General features: G+C 73.9%; 15 protein-coding genes. 8 read left to right on the top strand and 7 right to left on the bottom strand.

The window, feature by feature from the left end; genetic code table 11:
• Nucleotides 1–948: winged helix-turn-helix domain-containing protein (locus FJ694_RS36930; RefSeq protein WP_198321128.1), on the bottom strand; the 948-nt coding region annotated here is incomplete at its 3' end.
• Nucleotides 949–1,136: 188 nt separating this feature from the next.
• Nucleotides 1,137–1,355 (bottom strand): hypothetical protein, encoded by a 219-nt coding sequence (locus tag FJ694_RS32830; protein WP_157271738.1) that lies wholly within the window; start codon nucleotides 1,353–1,355, stop codon nucleotides 1,137–1,139.
• A gap of 112 nt (nucleotides 1,356–1,467) precedes the next feature.
• Between FJ694_RS32830 and FJ694_RS32835 the strand changes: the two genes are divergently transcribed.
• Nucleotides 1,468–2,022, top strand: coding sequence for a hypothetical protein (locus FJ694_RS32835; protein WP_157271739.1), 555 nt, complete (start codon nucleotides 1,468–1,470; stop codon nucleotides 2,020–2,022).
• Between the two features lie 129 nt (nucleotides 2,023–2,151).
• Here the strand turns inward: FJ694_RS32835 and FJ694_RS32840 are convergent, their stop codons facing one another.
• Both FJ694_RS32840 and FJ694_RS32845 read right to left on the bottom strand, forming a co-directional pair.
• A complete protein-coding gene (locus FJ694_RS32840) occupies nucleotides 2,152–2,655 on the bottom strand; it encodes a disulfide bond formation protein B (protein ID WP_157271740.1) in 504 nt (167 codons plus the stop codon).
• Nucleotides 2,652–3,116, bottom strand: coding sequence for a RidA family protein (locus FJ694_RS32845; RefSeq protein WP_157271741.1), 465 nt, complete (start codon nucleotides 3,114–3,116; stop codon nucleotides 2,652–2,654). The genes FJ694_RS32840 and FJ694_RS32845 overlap by 4 nt, the downstream gene beginning before the upstream one ends.
• Between FJ694_RS32845 and FJ694_RS32850 the strand changes: the two genes are divergently transcribed.
• The 7 genes from FJ694_RS32850 (at nucleotide 3,115) to FJ694_RS32880 (ending at nucleotide 17,576) form a co-directional block, all read left to right on the top strand.
• Nucleotides 3,115–5,625, top strand: a complete 2,511-nt coding sequence (locus FJ694_RS32850; RefSeq protein WP_157271742.1) for a DNA internalization-related competence protein ComEC/Rec2 — start codon at nucleotides 3,115–3,117, stop codon at nucleotides 5,623–5,625. The two genes, FJ694_RS32845 and FJ694_RS32850, sit on opposite strands and share 2 nt — an antisense overlap.
• A 122-nt stretch (nucleotides 5,626–5,747) precedes the next feature.
• Entirely contained in the window at nucleotides 5,748–9,323 is a 3,576-nt protein-coding gene (locus tag FJ694_RS32855; RefSeq protein WP_157271743.1) for a transglutaminase family protein, read from the top strand.
• 5 nt (nucleotides 9,324–9,328) lie between these two features.
• Nucleotides 9,329–11,824, top strand: a complete 2,496-nt coding sequence (locus FJ694_RS32860) for a circularly permuted type 2 ATP-grasp protein (RefSeq protein WP_157271744.1) — start codon at nucleotides 9,329–9,331, stop codon at nucleotides 11,822–11,824.
• On the top strand, nucleotides 11,821–13,008 hold the full coding sequence (locus FJ694_RS32865; RefSeq protein WP_157271745.1) for a transglutaminase family protein: 1,188 nt from the start codon (nucleotides 11,821–11,823) through the stop codon (nucleotides 13,006–13,008). Before FJ694_RS32860 ends, FJ694_RS32865 begins: the two co-directional genes overlap by 4 nt.
• A 101-nt stretch (nucleotides 13,009–13,109) precedes the next feature.
• Nucleotides 13,110–14,546 carry a circularly permuted type 2 ATP-grasp protein gene (locus FJ694_RS32870; protein ID WP_157271746.1) on the top strand — a complete coding sequence of 479 codons (1,437 nt, stop codon included), beginning with the start codon at nucleotides 13,110–13,112 and terminating at the stop codon, nucleotides 14,544–14,546.
• Between the two features lie 22 nt (nucleotides 14,547–14,568).
• Entirely contained in the window at nucleotides 14,569–15,573 is a 1,005-nt protein-coding gene (locus FJ694_RS32875) for an alpha-E domain-containing protein (protein WP_157271747.1), read from the top strand.
• Between the two features lie 236 nt (nucleotides 15,574–15,809).
• Nucleotides 15,810–17,576: a PAS domain-containing sensor histidine kinase gene (locus tag FJ694_RS32880; RefSeq protein ID WP_198321129.1), complete on the top strand. Its 1,767-nt coding sequence runs from the start codon at nucleotides 15,810–15,812 to the stop codon at nucleotides 17,574–17,576.
• Nucleotides 17,577–17,592: 16 nt separating this feature from the next.
• Here the strand turns inward: FJ694_RS32880 and FJ694_RS32885 are convergent, their stop codons facing one another.
• The 3 genes from FJ694_RS32885 to FJ694_RS32895 all read right to left on the bottom strand — a co-directional run.
• Nucleotides 17,593–18,003, bottom strand: a complete 411-nt coding sequence (locus FJ694_RS32885; protein WP_157271749.1) for a response regulator — start codon at nucleotides 18,001–18,003, stop codon at nucleotides 17,593–17,595.
• Between the two features lie 102 nt (nucleotides 18,004–18,105).
• On the bottom strand, nucleotides 18,106–19,257 hold the full coding sequence (gene mltB, locus FJ694_RS32890; protein ID WP_157271750.1) for a lytic murein transglycosylase B: 1,152 nt from the start codon (nucleotides 19,255–19,257) through the stop codon (nucleotides 18,106–18,108).
• 7 nt (nucleotides 19,258–19,264) lie between these two features.
• The coding region (locus tag FJ694_RS32895; protein WP_198321130.1) for a hypothetical protein at nucleotides 19,265–19,493 on the bottom strand (229 nt) is incomplete at its 5' end.

Raw genomic sequence — 19,493 nt, forward strand, 5'->3', positions numbered from 1 at the left:
CGCGCCGCGGCGGCCCTCGACGGCCGGCGCGCTCAGGATGGGCGCCGGTGGCTTCGGGGGCAGGGCGCGCGGCGCGGCGGCCGGCGCCGTGACGTAGGCGATCGGGGGCGAGGGAAGGGGGCGCGGCGCCCGCGCCACGGCCGGGGCCGGCGCCGCCGGCCGGGCCTCGGCAGCCACGGCACGGCGCAGCGCCAGCGGGCAGGGCTGCAGCGCCACGCCCAGGGGTTCGAGTTGCGCGCGCAACGCCGCGCCGGCGGCGCTGTCCAGGTCCACGCCGTGCAGCAGCGCCAGCACCGGGCCCTCGGCGGCGCGGCGCAGCCGCTGCAGGAAATCGCTCAGCGCGCCGGGCTCGCCGGGTCGCGGCGCCAGCCACAGCAGGCTGCCGCGCAGGCTCAGCGCCGCCAGCAGCCGCACCGGCGCGCCCTCGGCCCCGTCCACGCGCAACTCGCCGCACCAGAACAGCTGCGCATGGCGCTGCCGCGCCTGGCGCACGCAGCCCGGCAGCGCGTCGTGCAGCCACTGCCGCGCTTCGGCCGTGTCGGCCGCCTCCTGCAGCGGCGCCAGGCGCAGGCCCCAGCGCTCCAGGTAGCGCGTGACGGTGCGCTCGCCCAGCGCCACGCCCAGCTCGCGCTGCACCCACTGGCCCAGCGCCTCGCGCTGCCACAGCGGCACCTCCAGCGCACCGGCTTGCGGGGGCTGCGACAGCACCAGGCGGCGCAGGGCTTGCTCCTGCGCTGCGCCCAGCGCACGGCCCTCGCCGTGCTGGCGCCCGCGCCCGCGCACCGCTACCGCGCCCCAGCCACCGGCCAGGAACGCCTTGTGCGCCGCGATCACGGTGGGCGCGCTCAGGCCCGTCTCGCCGCGGATCTCCTGCAGCGAGCGGCCCTCGAGGCGCAGCTCCACGGCGCGGCGCCGCCGCTCGTTGAGCTGCCGCAGGCTCGACTCCACCAGGACGCTATCTTCAGCCACTGAAATTTAAAAATGACTTTTAGTCATTAAGCATTTAATGTGCTTGATTATATGGGCGATGGCGGCGCCCTGGCAGCCCGACTCGTCCAGGCGCGGGGGCATCGCGGCCGCGCGGCGCGCCGGCCGGCCGGCCCGGGCCGCACCGGCGCGGCCGATTGACAGTCCTGTTACTTGGCGGGCATGCCGATCGCTATGGCGCCAAAATTTGCGCGCCAGGGGTCGAATCTGAATCCCGGACAAGTGAAGTTATTGCGGGTTTTGAAAATGAACTGTAATTCGTCACAGGCAAACGCCGCGATGGCGGTGCCGCGAGTTGTCTGAGGAAACTCGTAAACGTGATTTTCCAAGGCTGTTTGTAAATGCCGGCAAGGCAATGCAATGGCCATTGGCTCAGATGCATGATTCGAATAAGGGGTTGCCCAGGAATAGCCCGCGCACGAAATTCGGGCAGCCGCATCCGCGGCCGCTGTTTATTTCTGAATGAAAAGGTTACCGGACATGAAAGCTCTCGCGATTCCATGGCTGCTGGCCGCGGCAATGGCGCCCTCGGCGTATGCCATCGACATGAACTGGGGCAACCACGACACGCAGGAAACCTGGGTGCGGAACCTGCGGGCGGGCACCACGTTCGTGGACGACGCCCGCTACATGCTCACGCCGATGCAGAGCCGCTCCACCAGCGTGCGGGGCTCGTTCCAGCTCACCAAGGGCACGATCGAGGACCTGACGCTGGGCTTCTACGGCGACTACTACGGGCCCGACCAGCTGCTGGCCACCTTCAAGCCGGGCGAAACCTTCAGCTTCGACCACCTCGACGGGCGCATCAAGTACTACTTCCTGATCACCGGCAGCACCACCCGCTACGGCGCCAGCTACACGCTGACCTCCAACCTGGTGCCCAAGACCGCGCTCGGCCAGGGCCCGGCCGCGGCCGTGCCTGAGCCCTCGGAATACGCCATGTTCGCGCTCGGCGTGGGGCTACTGCCGCTGGTGCGGCGGCTGCGCCGGCGCCGTGGCGAGGAACAGGGCGGCGCGCCGGCCGCGGGCCGCTGAGGCGTCGGCCGGGGCCGCCCTCGCGAGGGCGGCCGCAGGGCCCGGACGAGGGCCCTTGAAGGGGGCGTGGAAAGCGCCCCGGCCGGGCCAGCCGGGACGGCGTCCCGGCTGGCCGGGCAGGCCTGCGTGTCAGCGCGCCGTGCGGCGCAGCGCGAACAGCGCGGCCGCGCCCAGCAGCACGTACAGCGCCAGGCTCCAGAACTCGTAGGGCACGCCCAGCAGGTCCACCGCCGCGTCGGCGCAGCTCGCGCGCGGCTGGAACACCTCGGGCAGGCTCGCGTCCAGGCCGAGCATGGCGATGACGCGGTCGGCCAGCGTCAGGTTGCACGAGGTGGAGCTGGCGGCCACGAAGTGCTGCCACAGCGCCGCGGCCACGCCGGACAGCGACAGCAGCGCCGTCAGCGCCAGCGCCAGGCGGCGCAGCCCCGGGGCGTTGGCCGACCAGGCCGCCAGCGCGCCCAGCGCCATGGCGGCGAAGATCAGCCGCTGCAGCACGCACCAGGGGCAAGGCTCCATGCCGAAGACGTGCTGCGACACCAGTGCCGCGCCGATGGCGGCCACGCTGGCCAGCGCGATCAGCCCCGGCAGCGGATCGCGCCGGGGGCCGGACGCTTGCGCCAGGTGCAGGTTCATTGCACTTCGGCGATCAGCTCGATCTCCACGCAGGCGCCCAGCGGCAGCTGCGCCACGCCGAAGGCGCTGCGCGCGTGCGCGCCGACGTCCGCGCCGAAGACCTCGCCCAGCAGGTTGGAGCAGCCGTTGGTCACCAGGTGCTGCTCGGTGTAGTCGGGCGTGCTGTTGACCAGGCTCATGACCTTGACGATGCGCACCACGCGCGCGAGGTCGCCGTCCACGGCCGCCGCCAGGGTGCCCATCAGGTCGATGGCCACAGCGCGCGCCGCGGCGGCCCCTTCCTCGGTGCCCATGGTCGCGCCGAGCTGGCCGACCCAGGGTTTCCCATCTTTCTTGGCGATGTGGCCGGAGAGAAAGACCAGGTTGCCGCTGCGCGCGAAGGGCACGTAGGCGGCGGCGGGCACCGCCACCGGCGGCAGCGTGATGCCCAGGGCATCGAGTCGTTCCTGGATCGTGGACATGTCGATATTTCAGGGGGTGGACATTGGGGCCGGGCATCCTACACCCGCCCTTTCGGGGGAGGGCCGCGGCCTGCGCGGCGGCGTGCTAGTGCTGGCCTGGCTGCTGGGCACGGCCTGGCAGCTCGGCCAGCCGCGGCTGTGGGCGCCGGCGCTGGATGCCGCGCTGCTGGCCGCCGCGCCGCTGCTGGGGTGGCTCGCCTGGCGGCTGCGGCGCCATGCCCATGCGCTCATGGCCGCGCTGCGGCTGGCGCTGGCCGCCGGCGCGCTGGCGGCGCTGGGCGCGGCCAACGCCGGGCTGCAGGCGCGCGCGCGGCTGGCCGACGCGCTCCCGCCCGCGCTGGAGCGGCAGGTGGTGGCGCTCACCGGCGTGGTGGCCGAGCTGCCGCAGGAGAGCGCCGACGGGCTGCGCTTCGTGCTGGAAGTGGAGCAGGCAACGGCTGCGGACGGCACGCCGGCGGCCGTGCCGCGGCGCGTGTCGCTGTCCTGGAGCCGCGGCGGCCCCGACGAGGCGGCGCTGGCCGCCCCGGGCACCGTGCTGCGCGCCGGCCAGCGCTGGCGGCTGTGGGCGCGGCTGCAGGCGCCGCATGCGCTGCTCAACCCGCACGGCTTCGACGGCGAGCTGTGGCTGTTCGAGCGCGGCATCCGCGCCACCGGCAGCGTGCGCACGCAGCCCCGGCCGCAGCTGCTCGACGAAGCCGCCGGCCATGCCGTGGAGCGCGCGCGCCAGCGCGTGCGCGAGGCCATCGAGGCGCAGGTGCCCGATGCGCGCGCCGCCGGCGTGCTGGCCGCGCTGGCGGTGGGCGACCAGGCCGCCATCGACCGCGCCGACTGGGCGCTGTTCCGCGCCACCGGCACGGCGCACCTGATGGCCATCAGCGGGCTGCACGTCACCATGTTCGCGTGGCTGGCCGGCGCGGCCGTGGGGGCGCTGTGGCGCCGCTCCCCGTCACTGGCGCTGTGGTGGCCGGCGCCCGGCGCCGCGCGCTGGGGCGGCGTGGGGCTGGCCGCGGCCTACGCGCTGCTGGCCGGCTGGGGCGTGCCGGCGCAGCGCACGGTGTGGACCATCGCCTTCGCGGCGCTGCTGCGCGCGCTGGGCCTGCGCTGGCCCTGGCCGCTGCTGCTGGGCGCCGTGGCGGTGCTGGTGAGCGCGCTGGATCCCTGGGCGCTGCTGCAGCCGGGCTACTGGCTGTCGTTCGCGGCGGTCGCCCTGCTGATGGCCTCGGAACCGGCGCAGCGCGAGGCCGGCGCCGACCCGGCGCCGAGCGCCGCAGCCGACGCGGCCCCGCGCCTGGCCCTGCTCGCGCACCGTGCCGGCGCCGCGCTGCGCGCCGGGCTGCGCACGCAGTGGCTGGCCAGCGTCGGCCTGGCGCCGCTGACGCTGCTGCTGTTCCAGCAGTTCTCGCTGGTCGGGCTGCTGGCCAACCTGGTGGCCATTCCGGTGGTGACGCTGGTCCTGGCGCCGCTGGCGCTGCTGGGCGCGGCCTGGGCGCCGCTGTGGAGCGCGGCGGCGGCGCTGCTGGCGGCGCTGTCCTGGGTGCTGGCGCAGCTGGCCGCCGTGCCCGGCGCGGTGTGGCACGCGGCGGTGGCGCCGGGCTGGGCGCAGGCGGCGGCGCTGCTGGCCGGCGCGCTGCTGGTGGCGCCGCTGCCGTGGCGGCTGCGCCTGCTGGGCCTGCCGCTGCTGCTGCCGGTGGTGCTGCCGCCGGCCTCGCGTCCGCCGCCTGGGGCATTCGAGGTGATCGCCGCCGACGTGGGCCAGGGCAACGCCGTGCTGGTGCGCACCCATGGCTCGACGCTGCTCTACGACACCGGGCCGCAGTACGGCCCCGGGCGCGACGCCGGCGAGCGCGTGCTGGTGCCGCTGCTGCACGCGCTGGGCGAGCACCGGCTCGACACCCTCGTGGTCAGCCACCGCGACCTGGACCACGCCGGCGGCGCCGCCTCGGTGCTGCGCGCGCTGCCGGTGGCGCGGCTGCGCAGCTCGCTGGAGCCCGGCCACGCGCTGCTGGGCCTGGGCGTGCCGCATGCGCGCTGCGAGGCCGGCCAGCACTGGGAGCGCGACGGCGTGGGCTTCACCGTGCTGCACCCGCCGGCCGCAGCCTACGCGCGGCCCTCGACGCCGCCCAACGCCCTGAGCTGCGTGCTGCAGGTCAGCGACGCCGCCGGCCGGCGGCTGTTGCTCACGGGCGACATCGGCGCGGCGCAGGAAGCGGCGCTGCTGGCCACCGACCCCGCCGCGCTGCGCAGCACGCTGCTGCTGGTGCCGCACCACGGCAGCGGCGGCTCGTCCTCGGCCGCCTTCCTGGACGCGGTCGCGCCGGCCGTGGCCGTGGTGCAGGCCGGCCACCACAACCGTTTCGACCACCCGAGCCCCGAAGTGGTGCAGCGGTTGCGTGCGCGACGCATTGAGATGGTGCAATCCCCGGTTTGCGGGGCCTGGCGCTGGCGTGATGGACAGGCGAGCTGCGAGCGGAACCGGTGGCTTCGTTACTGGCGGCACGGTTTGAGCTAAGGCAATGCCCCGCGGCGGTGCCCCAGTAGCGTCGTCAACTTTCGGGTTTACCCGGGTGCGAGAATCGATCTTTCGCCCGTCCTTCACTGCAATTTCGCCATCTCGAACAAGGGAACGTCGTCGTGTCCATCCATGTCGCGCTGCACCACGTCACGCACTACCGCTACGACCGCCGCGTGGGCCTGTCGCCGCAGCTGGTGCGGCTGCGCCCCGCGCCGCACTGCCGCACGCCCATCCTGAGCTACGCCCTGCGCGTGGAGCCCGCGCAGCACTTCATCAACTGGCAGCAGGACCCGTTCTCCAACTACATCGCGCGGCTGGTGTTCCCGGAGCAGACGACGGAGTTCAAGGTCACGGTCGATCTCGTGGCCGAGATGTCGGTCTACAACCCCTTCGACTTCTTCCTGGAGCCGCACGCGGAGAAGTTCCCGTTCCAGTACGCCGAGGACAGCGCACGCGAGCTCGCGCCCTACCTCGTCACCTCGGCGCTGACGCCGAAGCTGGGCGCCTTCGTCGAAAGCATCCCGCGCGAGCCGCAGGCCACGATCAATTTCCTGGTCGATCTCAACCAGCGCCTGCAGCGCGAGGTCAGCTACCTCATCCGCCTGGAGCCGGGCGTGCAGACGCCGGAGGAGACGCTGGAGAAGCGCAGCGGCTCGTGCCGGGACTCGGCCTGGCTGCTGGTGCAGGTGCTGCGCCGCCTGGGCCTGGCCGCGCGCTTCGTCTCGGGCTACCTGATCCAGCTCGTGCCCGACGTGAAGTCGCTCGACGGCCCGTCGGGCGCCGAAAGCGACTTCACCGACCTGCACGCCTGGTGCGAGGTGTTCCTGCCCGGCGCGGGCTGGATCGGCCTGGACCCGACCTCGGGGCTGCTCGCCGGCGAGGGCCACATCCCGGTGGCCTGCACCCCCGAGCCGTCGAGCGCGGCGCCGATCACGGGCGCGGTGGACAAGTCCGAGGTCGAGTTCGAGCACCTCATGGAGATCACGCGCGTGCACGAGTCGCCGCGCGTGACCAAGCCCTACACCGACGCGCAGTGGGCCGACATGGTCGCCCTGGGCCAGGCCGTGGACGAGCGGCTGCAGGCGCAGGACGTGCGCCTGACCATGGGCGGCGAGCCCACCTTCGTCTCGGTCGATGACCGCGACGGCGCCGAGTGGAACACCGACGCGCTGGGCCCGACCAAGCGCGGCCGCGCCGTGGACCTGCTGCACCGGCTGCACGGCGAGTACGGCCAGGGCGGCTTCCTGCATTTCGGCCAGGGCAAGTGGTACCCGGGCGAGCAGCTGCCGCGCTGGGCCATGACGATTGCCTGGCGCGCCGACGGCCAGCCCTGCTGGCAGGACCCGTCGCTCTTCGCCGACGAGCGCGAGCACCAGCCCTACACGCCTGAGGACGCGCAGCGCTTCATCACCCGGCTGGCGGCGCGGCTGGCCGTCAAGGCCGAGCACGTCATGCCCGGCTACGAGGATGCCTGGTACCACCTGTGGCGCGAGCGCCGGCTGCCGGTGAACGTCGATCCCTTCGATTCGAAGCTCGACGACGAGCTCGAGCGCGTGCGCCTGCGCCGCGTGTTCTCGAAGGGCCTGGACAGCGTCACCGGCTACGCGCTGCCGCTGCGCCGCGACCCCGGCGCCTGGGCCAGCGGCCCGTGGTTCCTGCGCGACGAGCGCCTGTACCTGCTGCCCGGCGACTCGCCCATGGGTTACCGGTTGCCGCTGGACTCGCTGCCCTGGGCCACGGAGGAGGACAAGGCGCAGGACTTCATGCCCGACCCCTTCGCCCCGCGCGGCCCGCTGCCCGGCGGCGCCGGCGCGCCGCAGCACCAGCAGCCCGGCTATGACGCGCACCATGCCGGCAGCGGCTGGGCCGAGGGCGGCGTCGTGGCGCTGCAGGGCCAGCCCTGGCCGGGCGAGGCGCAGGACGCGTCCTTCGGTGGCGGCGCGGGTGCCGGTTGGGGCGGGGACTCGGGCGGGGGCCTCGGTGGCGGCCAGGGCGGCGCCGGCGTCGGCGACGGCCTGGGCGCGGGCACCGGCACGCTGGGCCGCGACGGCCGCCTGGCCGGCGCGCCGGGCGGGCAGCAGGGCCTGCCCTCGCGCCAGGAGTCGGCCTCGTGGATCACGCGCACGGCGCTGTGCGTGGAGGTGCGCGACCCGGCGCGCGCCAACGGCCCCAAGGCCGAGGTGGCGTCGAAGGCCACCACCGGCGCGCTCTACGTCTTCATGCCGCCGCTGCAGAGCCTGGAGCACTACCTGGAGCTGCTCGCGCACGTGGAGGCCACGGCGCGCGAGCTGGGCGTGCGTGTGGTGCTGGAGGGCTACATGGCGCCGCGCGACCCGCGCCTGAAGATCCTGCAGGTCACGCCCGACCCGGGCGTGATCGAGGTGAACATCCACCCGGCCGGCAACTGGGACGAGCTGGTCTCGCACACCGAGTTCCTCTACGACGCCGCGCACCACAGCCGGCTCTCGACCGAGAAGTTCATGCTCGACGGCCGCCACACCGGCACCGGCGGCGGCAACCACCTGGTGCTCGGCGGCGCGACGCCGGCGGACAGCCCGTTCCTGCGCCGCCCGGACCTGCTGGCCAGCCTGCTGGCCTACTGGCACAACCACCCGAGCCTGAGCTACCTCTTCAGCGGCCTGTTCATCGGCCCGACCAGCCAGGCGCCGCGCTTCGACGAGGCGCGCGACGACCAGGTGTACGAGCTGGAGATCGCGCTGGCCGAGCTGGAGCGCCAGGGCAGCGGCCCGGCGGGCGTGCAGCCGTGGCTGGTGGACCGGCTCTTCCGCAACCTGCTCATCGACGTCACCGGCAACACGCACCGCGCCGAGTTCTGCATCGACAAGCTCTACTCGCCCGACGGCCCCACCGGGCGCCTGGGCCTGCTGGAGCTGCGCGCCTTCGAGATGCCGCCGCATGCGCGCATGAGCCTGGCGCAGCAGCTGCTGCTGCGCGCGCTGGTGGCCTGGTTCTGGCGCGAGCCGTACCGCGGCCGCGGCGACACGCGGCTAACGCGCTGGGGCACGGCGCTGCACGACCGCTTCCTGCTGCCCACCTTCGTGAAGATGGACTTCGAGGACGTGATGGCCGACCTGCGCGCGGCCGGGCTGCCCTTTGACGGCGCCTGGTTCGCGCCGCACTTCGAGTTCCGCTTCCCCGTCATCGGCGCGATGGCCACGCAGGGCATGGAGCTGGAGCTGCGCACCGCGCTGGAGCCCTGGCACGTCATGGGCGAGGAGGGCTTTGCCGGCGGCACCGTGCGCTACGTGGACTCCTCGCTGGAGCGGCTGGAGGTCAAGGTCACGGGGCTCAACGGCAACCGCCACGTCGTCACGGTCAACGGCCGCGCGCTGCCGCTGCAGCCCACGGGGCGCGTGGGCGAGTTCGTCTGCGGCGTGCGCTACCGCGCGTGGCAGCCGCCGTCGGCGCTGCACCCGACCATCGGCGTGCACGCGCCGCTGACCTTCGACCTGGTGGACCGCTGGATGGAGCGCTCGGTGGGCGGCTGCCGCTACCACGTGGCGCACCCGGGCGGGCGCAACTACGCGACCTTCCCCGTCAACGCCTACGAGGCCGAGAGCCGGCGCCTGGCGCGCTTCTTCAAGCTGGACCACACGCCCGGGCGCCTGCAGGTGGCGCCCGCGCGGCCGAGCCTGGAGTTCCCCTTCACGCTCGACCTGCGCACGCCGGGCTGAGCTGAATGAAGGCCGCCACCCCGCGCAGCCGTCCGCGCACGGTGGCCAGCGCCGCCGACTGGCTCACCCGGCTGCCCACCACCGGGGCGCTCGACGAGTGGCGCGCGCCCGACCGCAACCTGGGCGCCTCGTGGCAGAAGCTGCTGACCACGCTGCCGCCGCGGCCGCAGGCCTTCGGCGCGGAGCTGCAGCGCCGCGCGCAGCAGCTCGCGCAGCAGCTGCGCGCCGATGCCGTCACGCACAACGTGCACGGCAACGAGCAGTCGCAGCCCTGGACGCCGGAGCTGCTGCCGCTGGTGATCGAGCCCGCCGACTGGGCCGCCATCGAGCGCGGCGTGGCGCAGCGCGCGCAGCTGCTGCAGCTGATCCTGGCCGACGTGTACGGCGGGCGCCAGCAGCTGCTGGAGCGCGCGCTGCTGCCGCCGGCGCTGCTGTTCCGCCACCCGGGCTACCTGCGCCCGCTGCACGGCTTCACGCCCCCGGGCGGGCAGTACCTGCACGTGGTGGCCTTCGAGCTCGCGCGCGGGCCCGACGGGCGCTGGTGGGTGACGGCGCAGCGCACCCAGACCGGCGCGGGCCTGGGCCACGTGCTGCAGCACCGGCTGATCGTCTCCCGGCTATTCCCCGAGGCCTTCGAGCAGCTGCGCGTGCAGCACATGGCCACGACCTACCGGCGGCTGCTGCAGTCGCTGCGGGCGCAGGCGTCGCTGGCCGCGGCCGACGCGCATCCGCGCCTGGCGCTGCTGACGCCGGGGCCGGACGCGCCGGGCTACTTCGAGCATGCCTACCTCGCGCGCTACCTGGGGCTGCCGCTGGTCGAGGGCGGCGACCTGACGGTGCGCGGCGAGCGGCTGTACCTGAAGATGCTCGAAGGCCTGGCGCCGGTGCACGGGCTGCTGCGCATGATCGACGACCACCAGTGCGACCCGCTGGAGCTCGACGAGCATGCCGGCTACTGGGGCGTGCCGGGGCTGCTGCAGGTGCTGCGCGCCGGGCGCCTGGCGCTGGCCAACGCGCCGGGCAGCGGCTTCCTGGAGTCGCCCGCGGTCAACGGCTTCCTGCCCGGCATCGCGCAGGCGCTGCTGGGCCAGCCGCTGCTGCTGCCGACGCTGGCGTCGTGGTGGTGCGGCGAGGACGCGGCGCGCAAGTCGGTGCGTCCGCACCTGCCGAAGCTGTGCATGCGCCCCAGTTTCGGGCCCGATGCTGGTGCGTCGCGCCCCGAACCGGGGCGCATCGACGACGACCCCGATGCCTGGACGCTGCAGGAGCGTCCCGGGCGCTCCAAGGCGCTGCGCTGGCGCGAGGGCCGGCTCGACGACGTGGCCGTGGGCCTGCGCGTGTACGCGGTGGCCGACGGCGCCGGCCACTGGCAGGTGCTGCCCGGCGGCCTGGCGCGCGTGGTGGAGGAGGGCGACGCGCCGCTGTGCCCGGGGCGCGGCAGCGCCATGGACCTGTGGGTGCGCACCGACGGCACGGTGGACACCTTCAGCATGCTCACGCGGCGCCTGGGCGTGGACGACATCCTGGCGCGGCGCGGCCCGGTGGCCAGCCGCGCCGCGGAGAGCCTGTACTGGCTGGGCCGCTACACCGAGCGCACCGAGCAGGCGGTGCGGCTGGCGCGCGCGGCGCTGCAGCGCACCACCGGCGCGGAGCTGCCCGCGCCGGTGCAGCGCGCGCTGCACGCGCTGCTGCAGCGCGAGGGGCTGCTGGGCGCGCACACCACGGCGCCGTCGCGCGTGCTGCTGCGCCGCTCGCTGCTCAAGGGCCTGGGCGAGGAGGGCGGGGTGGGCTCGCTGCTGGGGGCGCTGTCGCGCGCCGCGGGCAGCCTACGCGAGCGGCTGTCGCCCGAGCACTGGGGCCTGATGCGCAGCATGGGCGCGGACCTGCGCGCCACGCTGGCGCCGCACGACGGCGTGCCGCCGACCACCGCCGTGGTGTTGCGCGCCCTGGACGAGCTGGCGGTGCAGCTGGCCGCCGTCACCGGCGCGCAGAGCGACCGCATGACGCGCGACCACGGCTGGCGGCTGATGGCCGTGGGCCGCCACGTCGAGCGCCTGGTCAGCCATGCCACGCAGCTGGGCGTGCTGCTGCGCGAGGGGGCCCTGGCCGACGCCGAGGGCAACGCGCTGCTGCTGGAGCTCTACGACAGCACCATCACCTTCCGCGCCCGCTACCAGCGCCACCAGGACCTGCTGGCGCTGGTGGACGTGCTGGTGCTCGACGACAACAACCCGCGCGCCTGGGCCTGCATCCTGCGCCGGCTGCGCACCGAGCTGCGCAAGCTGCCCATCGCCGCCGACGTGGCCGATGAACTGCTGGCCGGGCTGCCCGCGCAGGGGCCGGGCCTGACGCTGTACGCGCTGCGCGGGCTGGACGACGAAGGCCTGCGAGGCCGGCTCGACGCGCTGTCGGCGCAGCTCGCCGACGCCGGGGCGCAGCTCTCCGACGACATCGGCAAGCGCTTCTTCGCCCACGTCAGCGACCCGCTGCAAAAGCCATGACCCCGGACACCGACACCGCCGCGCCCCTGCCTTCGCCTGATTCCGGGGCCGGGCCCGAAGCCCCTTGCGGGACGGCGTCCGGCCTGCCGCTGGCGGTCGCGGCGCAGGCCGTGGCGCCGGGCGGCGGCGGCGACGACCTGGTCTTCGACACGCCCGCGCTCGGCCCGCCCGTGGCCGGGGCGCAGGCCGGGGCGGCCGTCGCGCCGGCCGCGGCCGAAGCCGCCGCCGCCGAAGCCGAGCCGCCGCACCTGGGGCTGGCCGTCGAGCACGTCACCGAGTACCGCTACGGCTCGGCGGTGGAGCTGGCGCAGCACGTGGCCTGGCTGCGTCCGCGCGAGGAGAGCTGGCAGCAGCTGCAGGAGTTCGACCTGCGCATCGAGCCGCCGCCGGACCATGCGCGCGAGGACCTGGACCGCCACGGCAATCCGCGCCTGCTCTTCAGCCTGGCGCGCCCGCACGACGCGCTGCAGGTGCGCGCACGCAGCCGGGTGCGGCTGCACGCGCGCGCCGCGGCGCTGCGGCCGGCGCAGTCCCAGCCCTGGGAGGCGGTGGCGCAGCGGCTGCGCTACCGCGCCGGCCGGCCCTGGGAGCCGGCCGCCGAGTTCACGGCCTGGTCGCCGTTCGTGCCGCGGGTCGAGGGCCTGCGCGAGCTGGCCGCGCCCAGCTTCGCGCCCGGGCGCCCGGTGGCCGAGGCCGCGATCGAGCTGATGCAGCGCATCCACGACGGCTTCGAGTACCGCAGTGCCAGCACCCAGATCGACACGCCGCTGGCCGAGGTGCTGCGGCTGCGCCGCGGCGTGTGCCAGGACTTCGCGCACGTGCTCGTGGGCGCGCTGCGCGCGCTGGGGCTGGCCGCGCGCTACGTCAGCGGCTACCTGCTCACGCGTCCGCCGCCGGGGCGCCCGGCGCTGGTGGGCGCCGACGCCTCGCACGCCTGGGCCGCGGTGTGGGCGCCGGGGGCCTGGGCCGACGAGGCGCAGAACGGCGCGTGGCTGGAGCTGGACCCGACCAACCGCGTCGTGCCCGACATCGAGCACCTGCGCGTGGCCGTGGGGCGCGACTTCGGCGACGTGACGCCGCTGCGCGGCGTCATCCGCGGCGGCGGCGCGCACTCGCTGTCGGTGCGCGTGCACACCGTGCGCTGGGGCAAACCCGAAGAGGCAAAGGCCCGGGACACTGCGTGAGCGGATCGGCACGGTGCGTGCCGCTTCCCTGCCGAGGCCTGGCGATGGGTGACGCCGTGGCACACAAGTTGCGAATCCTCCCCTAGGAAGGAGCCATCAAGATGAGACCCAGCTTCGACGAGATGCGTCCGCACCCGGACGCCGTCCGCGAGCATTACCGCCGCTTCGCCCAGTGGCTGCAGCGCCAGCCGCGCGAGCTCATGGACGCCCGGCGCCAGGAAGCGGAAATGATCTTCCGCCGCGTGGGCATCACCTTCGCCGTGTACGGCGCGCAGGACGACGGCGCCGGCACCGAGCGGCTGATCCCCTTCGACCTGATCCCGCGCGTGATCCCCGGCGCCGAGTGGCGGCGCATGGCGCAGGGCCTGCGCCAGCGCGTCACGGCGCTCAACCGCTTCATCGCCGACGTCTACGGCGAGCAGGAGATCCTCAAGGCCGGGATCGTGCCGGCCGAGCAGGTGCTCAGGAACGCGCAGTACCGCCCGGAGATGGCGGGCGTGAAGCTGCCGCACGACATCTGGTCGCACATCGCCGGCATCGACCTCGTGCGCGCGGCCAACCCCGACGGCACCGGCACCAACTATGTGCTCGAGGACAACCTGCGCGTGCCCAGCGGCGTGAGCTACATGCTGGAGAACCGCAAGATGATGATGCGGCTCTTCCCCGAGCTCTTCGCGCAGGAGCGCGTGGCGCCCGTGGCGCACTACCCGGACCTGCTGCTCGAAACCCTGCGCTCGGTGGCGCCGGCCGGCGTGGAGGAGCCCACCGTGGTGGTGCTCACGCCCGGCATGTACAACTCGGCCTACTTCGAGCACGCCTTCCTGGCGCAGCAGATGGGGGTGGAGCTGGTGCAGGGCACGGACCTGTTCGTCAAGGACGACACGGTGCACATGCGCACCACGCGCGGCGCCAAGCGCGTGGACGTGATCTACCGCCGCATCGACGACGACTTCCTCGACCCCGAGGCCTTCCGCGCCGACAGCGCGCTGGGCTGCCCCGGGTTGATGCGCGCCTACCGCGCCGGGCGCGTGACGCTGTGCAACGCCGTGGGCACGGGCATCGCCGACGACAAGTCGATCTACCCCTACGTGCCGCGCATGGTCGAGTTCTACCTGGGCGAGAAGCCGATCCTGGAGAACGTGCCGACCTACCTGTGCCGCGAGGAGGAGTCGCTGAAGTACGTGCTGGCGAACCTGGGCGAGCTGGTGGTCAAGGAGGTGCACGGCGCCGGCGGCTACGGGATGCTGGTGGGCCCGGCCTCGACCCGGGCCGAGATCGAGGCCTTCCGCGAGAAGATCGTGGCCAACCCGCAGCACTACATCGCGCAGCCCACGCTGAGCCTGTCCACGTGCCCGACCTATGTCGAGTCGGGCATCGCGCCGCGCCACATCGACCTGCGCCCCTTCGTGCTCAGCGGCGCCGGCGGCGTGCAGATGGTGCCCGGCGGCCTCACGCGCGTGGCGCTCAAGGAGGGCTCGCTGGTGGTCAACTCCTCGCAGGGCGGCGGCACCAAGGACACCTGGGTGCTCGAAGAGTAAAGACAAGAAAGGACGCAACGTCATGCTGTCGAGGACCGCGGACCATCTGTTCTGGATGGCCCGCTACATGGAGCGCGCGGAGAACACGGCGCGCATGCTGGACGTCAACCTTCAGACCTCGCTGCTGCCGCAATCGGCCGACCGCGCCGAGGCCGGCTGGCGCGGGCTGCTGGGCATCTCCGAGCTGGAGGACAACTTCAAGCGCAAGTACGGTGAGGTCAACGCCGCCAGCGTCATGCACTTCATGGTGCGCGACGAGAACAACCAGTCGAGCATCGTCAACTGCCTGCGCGCGGCGCGCGAGAACGCGCGCGCGGTGCGCGGCGCGCTCACCACCGAGGTCTGGGAGACGCAGAACCAGACCTGGCTGGGCTTCAACAAGCAGATGGCCAGCGGCGCCTTCGAGCGCGACCCGGCCTCCATCTTCGACTGGGTCAAGTACCGCTCGCACCTGAGCCGCGGCGTGCGCACGGGCACCATGCTCGAAGACGAGGCGATGTACTTCCTGCGCCTGGGCACCTTCCTGGAGCGCGCCGACAACACCGCGCGGCTGCTCGACGCCAAGCTGCACGCCCTGGGCGGCGCGTTCACGCAGGCGCACAACGGCAACGGCCATGGCAACGGCCAGGGCCAGTCCCAGGGCCAGAACGAGTCGCACGAGGTGGACTTCTACTACTGGTCGGCGGTGCTGCGCTCGGTCTCGGCCTTCGAGATCTATCGCAAGGTCTACCGCAACGTGATCCGGCCGGAGAAGGTGGCGGAGCTGCTGATCCTGCGCCCGGACATGCCGCGCTCGCTGCTTGCCTGCCTCAACGGCATCATGGAGCAGCTCACGCTCGTGGCCAACGAGCACAGCGGCGAGACGATGCGCCTGGCCGGCAAGTTGCAGGCGCAACTGCGCTGGGGCCGCATCGAGGAGATCATGGAAGAGGGCCTGCACGACTACTTGGTCGAGTTCCTGCGCTGCGTGGGCGACCTGGGCGTGGGCATCAGCCAGGACTTCCTGGTGCCGATGGCCGAGGCCTGACGGCGCTGCGTCAACCCGGGGCGTGCCGCGCTGGCGCCCCGGCTGTCGGCGCCCGCGTGAACTTTTTTACGCCTGCGGCCGTTCGCGGGCGCGCCGTGCGGCCTGCGCGGCCGGCATCGTGCTGCATCCTCTCGACTTCGCCTGTGCCTGTTGGCTGACACAAGCCGGGCATGCGGCGGTTGCCGGCGTCACGGATGGTGCTGGTGTCCCCGGATTTCGCGCCCAAGCCTCTTTCCATGACCACGAGTTCTTCCGCCGCGCCCGGCCGCGGCACGCCCGGCGACGGCGGCGGGCCGCCGCGGGATTTTTTGGCCACGCTGGCGGCCACGGCAGGCGAGCCTGCGCACCCCGGCGGCGCCGCCGAAGCGTTCGCGGGGACGGGGGCGGCGCAGGGCGCGGATGCCCGGGAGCCGCACAGCGCGGCACTGCTGGAACTGGTGCTGGAGTCCTCGCCCGACCCGATCTGGATCAAGGACCTGCAGGGCCGCTTCACGATGGTCAACTCCGCCGCGGCGGCCGTGATCGGCCGCTCGCGCCGGGCGCTGGTGGGGCTGCGCGACCGCGACGTGCTGCCCGCGGCCTTCGCCGACAAGCTCGAAGCCGAGGACCTGCGCGTCATGCGCGACGGCGAGTCGCTGCGCCTGGAGGAAGCGCTCTTCGACGCCGGCCGCGCCGAGCACCGCATCTACGCCAGCGTCAAGGTGCCGCTGCGTGCGGCCGACGGCCGCATCGCCGGCATGCTGGGCATCGCCCGCGACGTCACCGAGCACAAGGCCGCCGACCAGGCCCTGGCCGAGCTCAACGGCACGCTCGAAGCGCAGGTGCGCGAGCGCACGCTGGCGCTGCAGCAGTTCGCCGCGCGCGAGCGCGCGATCCTGGCCTGCGCCGCCAGCGCCATCGTCGCCACCGACCTGCAAGGGCGCATCACCTCCTTCAACCCGGCCGCTGAGACGCTGTTCGGGCTGACAGCGGCGCAGGTGCTGGGCTGCCCGGTGCTGCACCTGCACGATGCGCGCGACCTGCAGGCGCAGCTGCCGCAGCGCCTCGAGGAACTGCCCGCCGGGACCATGCCCGTGCTGCGCCCAGCCGCCGAGACCGACGTGCCCGGCATACCGGTCGCCAGCAGCAGCGAGTGGCTGTTCGTGCATGCCGGCGGCCGGCGCTTTCCGGGGCTGCTGAGCCTGAGCGTGCTGCGCGACGCGCAGCAGCAGCCCGTCGGGCTGCTGGGCGTGGTCACGGACCTGAGCGAGCGCAAGGCGCTGGAGGACGAGCTGCGCCGCCGCACCAGCCAGGCCGAGGCGGCCAGCGCGGCCAAGAACGCGTTCTTGGCCAACATGAGCCACGAGCTGCGCACGCCGCTCAACGCCATCATCGGCCTGGGCCACGTGCTGCAGCAGATGGCGCTGCCGCCGCAGGCGCAGGCCTACGTCGGCCACATCGGCGATGCCGGCGCGCACCTGCTGCAGCTCACCAACGACGTGCTGGACCTCTCGCGCATCGAGGCCGGCCAGTTGCGCTTCGAGGCCGTGGTCTTCGAGCTGCGGCCGCTGCTGCACGAGGTGCTCGCCGTGCTGCAGCCCCAGGCCGAGGCCAAGGGCCTGCGGCTGTTGGCCGAGCTCGCGCCGGAGCTGCCGCGCAGCCTGGTGTCCGACCCGCTGCGGCTGCGCCAGGTGCTGCTCAACCTGCTGTCCAACGCGGTGAAGTTCACCGACGCCGGCGACGTGACGCTGCGCGCGCGGGTGCTGGTGCGCGACGGGCGCCAGGTGCTGCTGCGCCTGGACGTGGCCGACACCGGCATCGGCATCGACCCGCTGGCGCTGCCGCACCTGTTCGAGCCCTTCACGCAGGCCGACGTTTCGGCGACGCGGCGCCATGGCGGCTCCGGGCTGGGGCTGTCCATCGTGCGGCGCCTGGTGGACCTGATGGGCGGCACGCTGCTGGTGAGCAGCCAGCCGGGGCAGGGCAGCACCTTCAGCCTGAAGCTGCCCTTTGACGTGGGCTGAAGGCGGCGCGGCGGCCTTATGCGCCCAGCCGCGTGTCCAGCTCCGCCAGCACGCAACCCATGTGCAGCGGCTTGGTCCAGTAGCCGTCGAAGCCCGCGGCCCTGGCGGCGCGGATGTCGGACTCCAGCGCGTCGGCCGACACGGCAATGGCCGGCACGGCGCGCAGCGCCGCGTGCGTGCGCAGCCGCGCCAGCAGCGCGATGCCGTCACCGTCGGGCAGGTGCATGTCCAGCAGCAGCAGGTGCGGCGGCGCCGCCAGCGCCGCGGCCACGGCTTCGTCCACGCCGGCCGCCACGCGCAGCCGCCAGTGCGGACGCTGCTCCAGCAGCGCGCGCATCAGCAGCACGTTGAGCGGGTTGTCCTCGACGTAGAGCAGGTCGCGCTCGGCCGCCGCCATCGCGGCGGCGCCGTCTCCCGGCACGGACATGGCCGTTTCCCTCCCCCTGTATTTGTGAGGAGATGTTGCAACTTGGGCCTTTCACGAGCTTGACTCGCGGTCGGGCCGGGCCCGGCGTGGCCGCGCCGCTACTCAGCGCGCGGCCGCCACGGCCTCGCCCAGCTCGATCACGGCCAGCGCGTAGTAGCTCGACCAGTTGTAGCGGGTGACGGCGTAGAAGTTGCGCGTGCCCGCCACGTAGCTGGGCTCGGCGTCGCCGTTGAAGAGCTGCACCAGCGCCAGCGGCCCGGGCTGCTCCTGCGCGGCGCGCTCCAGCGCCGCGCCCTGCTCGGCGAACTGCGCCGGCGTGAAGGTGGGCACGATGTCCGGGGCCAGCAGCAGCGCGCGCGCGGCCGGGTCGGCGGGCGGGGCCACGCTGTAGTGCGTGGGCAGCCCGGGCTGCCAGCCGTGCTCGGCCAGGTAGTGCGCCACGCTGCCGATGGCGTCGGCCGGGCTGCTCATCAGGTCGATGTGGCCGTTGCCGTCGAAGTCCACCGCCAGGCGGTTGACGTTGCTGGGCATGAACTGCGGCAGCCCGATGGCGCCGGCGTAGGAGCCGCGCACGCCGGTCGCCTCGAAGCCCTCGCGCCGCGCCCACACCAGCAGCTGCGCCAGCTCGTCGCGGAAGAAGGGGCTGCGGTCGCTGCGCCCGGTGGGGAAGTCGAAGGACAGCGTGGCCAGCGCGTCGATGACGCGGAAGCCCCCGGTGTTGCGGCCCCAGCCGGTCTCCACGCCGATGATCCCCACGATCAGCGACGCCGGCACGCCCCAGCGCGCCTCGGCCTGCGCCAGCCAGCGCTCGTTCTCTTCCCAGAAGCGCCGGCCCGCGGCGATGTTGGTGCCGTTGACGAAGCGGGCGCGGTAGGCGGCCCAGTTCTTGGCCGTGCCCGCGGGCGCCGGCATGATCAGCTGCGCCACGCGCGGCAGGTAGCGCGCCTGCGCCAGCTGCTGCTGCACCCAGGCCTCGTCGAGCTCGAACTTCTGCGCCACCTCGGCGGCGTAGCGCACCACGTCCTCGCGGCGGCCGTAGGTGACGATGTCCGGGTCGGCGTCGTCGCGCACCGGGCGCGCGGCCTTCACGGTCTTCGTCTTGACCGCCTTGGCACCCTGAGCGGGCTGGCGCTGGGACGCGCTCCTGTCGTGCGGGGCGGCGTTGGCGGCAAGAGCCGGGACGGTGGCGCCCAGCAGCGCCGACAGCGCCAGGGCAAGCGCCGGGGCGGCGCGCAGGGGGAAACGGACGGGCATGCCGGGATTATCGCGAGCGCCCCGGCGCCTCCCGGGCCGGCGCCGTCCCTGCCGGCAACGCGGTGGGCGCTGCCGTGGAGGAGTTTTCGGCGGCGGCCCGCGCCGCCGCCACGGCGCGCTCGAATTCCCGGCGCCAGCGCCTCAGGGCACGCGCGCCGGTGTCGGCACCGGGCCCGTAGCGCAGCGCCTCCAGCGCCAGCAGCTGTGCCTCCACGCCGGCGCCGGCCGTGCCCAGG

The organism is Azohydromonas aeria (assembly GCF_009760915.1).
GTDB lineage: Bacteria > Pseudomonadota > Gammaproteobacteria > Burkholderiales > Burkholderiaceae_C > Azohydromonas > Azohydromonas aeria.

Excerpts from the sequence above, each read along its gene's own strand:
- FJ694_RS32840 (WP_157271740.1), bottom strand. The coding sequence starts at position 2,655 with ATGAACCTGCACCTGGCGCAAGCGTCCGGCCCCCGGCGCGATCCGCTG.
- FJ694_RS32885 (WP_157271749.1), bottom strand. The coding sequence starts at position 18,003 with ATGTCCGTGCCGGGAGACGGCGCCGCCGCGATGGCGGCGGCCGAGCGC.
- mltB (WP_157271750.1), bottom strand. The coding sequence starts at position 19,257 with ATGCCCGTCCGTTTCCCCCTGCGCGCCGCCCCGGCGCTTGCCCTGGCG.
- FJ694_RS32860 (WP_157271744.1), top strand. The coding sequence starts at position 9,329 with ATGAAGGCCGCCACCCCGCGCAGCCGTCCGCGCACGGTGGCCAGCGCC.
- FJ694_RS32865 (WP_157271745.1), top strand. The coding sequence starts at position 11,821 with ATGACCCCGGACACCGACACCGCCGCGCCCCTGCCTTCGCCTGATTCC.
- FJ694_RS32880 (WP_198321129.1), top strand. The coding sequence starts at position 15,810 with ATGACCACGAGTTCTTCCGCCGCGCCCGGCCGCGGCACGCCCGGCGAC.
- FJ694_RS32830 (WP_157271738.1), bottom strand. The coding sequence starts at position 1,355 with ATGGCCATTGCATTGCCTTGCCGGCATTTACAAACAGCCTTGGAAAAT.
- FJ694_RS32850 (WP_157271742.1), top strand. The coding sequence starts at position 3,115 with ATGTCGATATTTCAGGGGGTGGACATTGGGGCCGGGCATCCTACACCC.
- FJ694_RS32870 (WP_157271746.1), top strand. The coding sequence starts at position 13,110 with ATGAGACCCAGCTTCGACGAGATGCGTCCGCACCCGGACGCCGTCCGC.
- FJ694_RS32875 (WP_157271747.1), top strand. The coding sequence starts at position 14,569 with ATGCTGTCGAGGACCGCGGACCATCTGTTCTGGATGGCCCGCTACATG.
- FJ694_RS32845 (WP_157271741.1), bottom strand. The coding sequence starts at position 3,116 with ATGTCCACGATCCAGGAACGACTCGATGCCCTGGGCATCACGCTGCCG.
- FJ694_RS32835 (WP_157271739.1), top strand. The coding sequence starts at position 1,468 with ATGAAAGCTCTCGCGATTCCATGGCTGCTGGCCGCGGCAATGGCGCCC.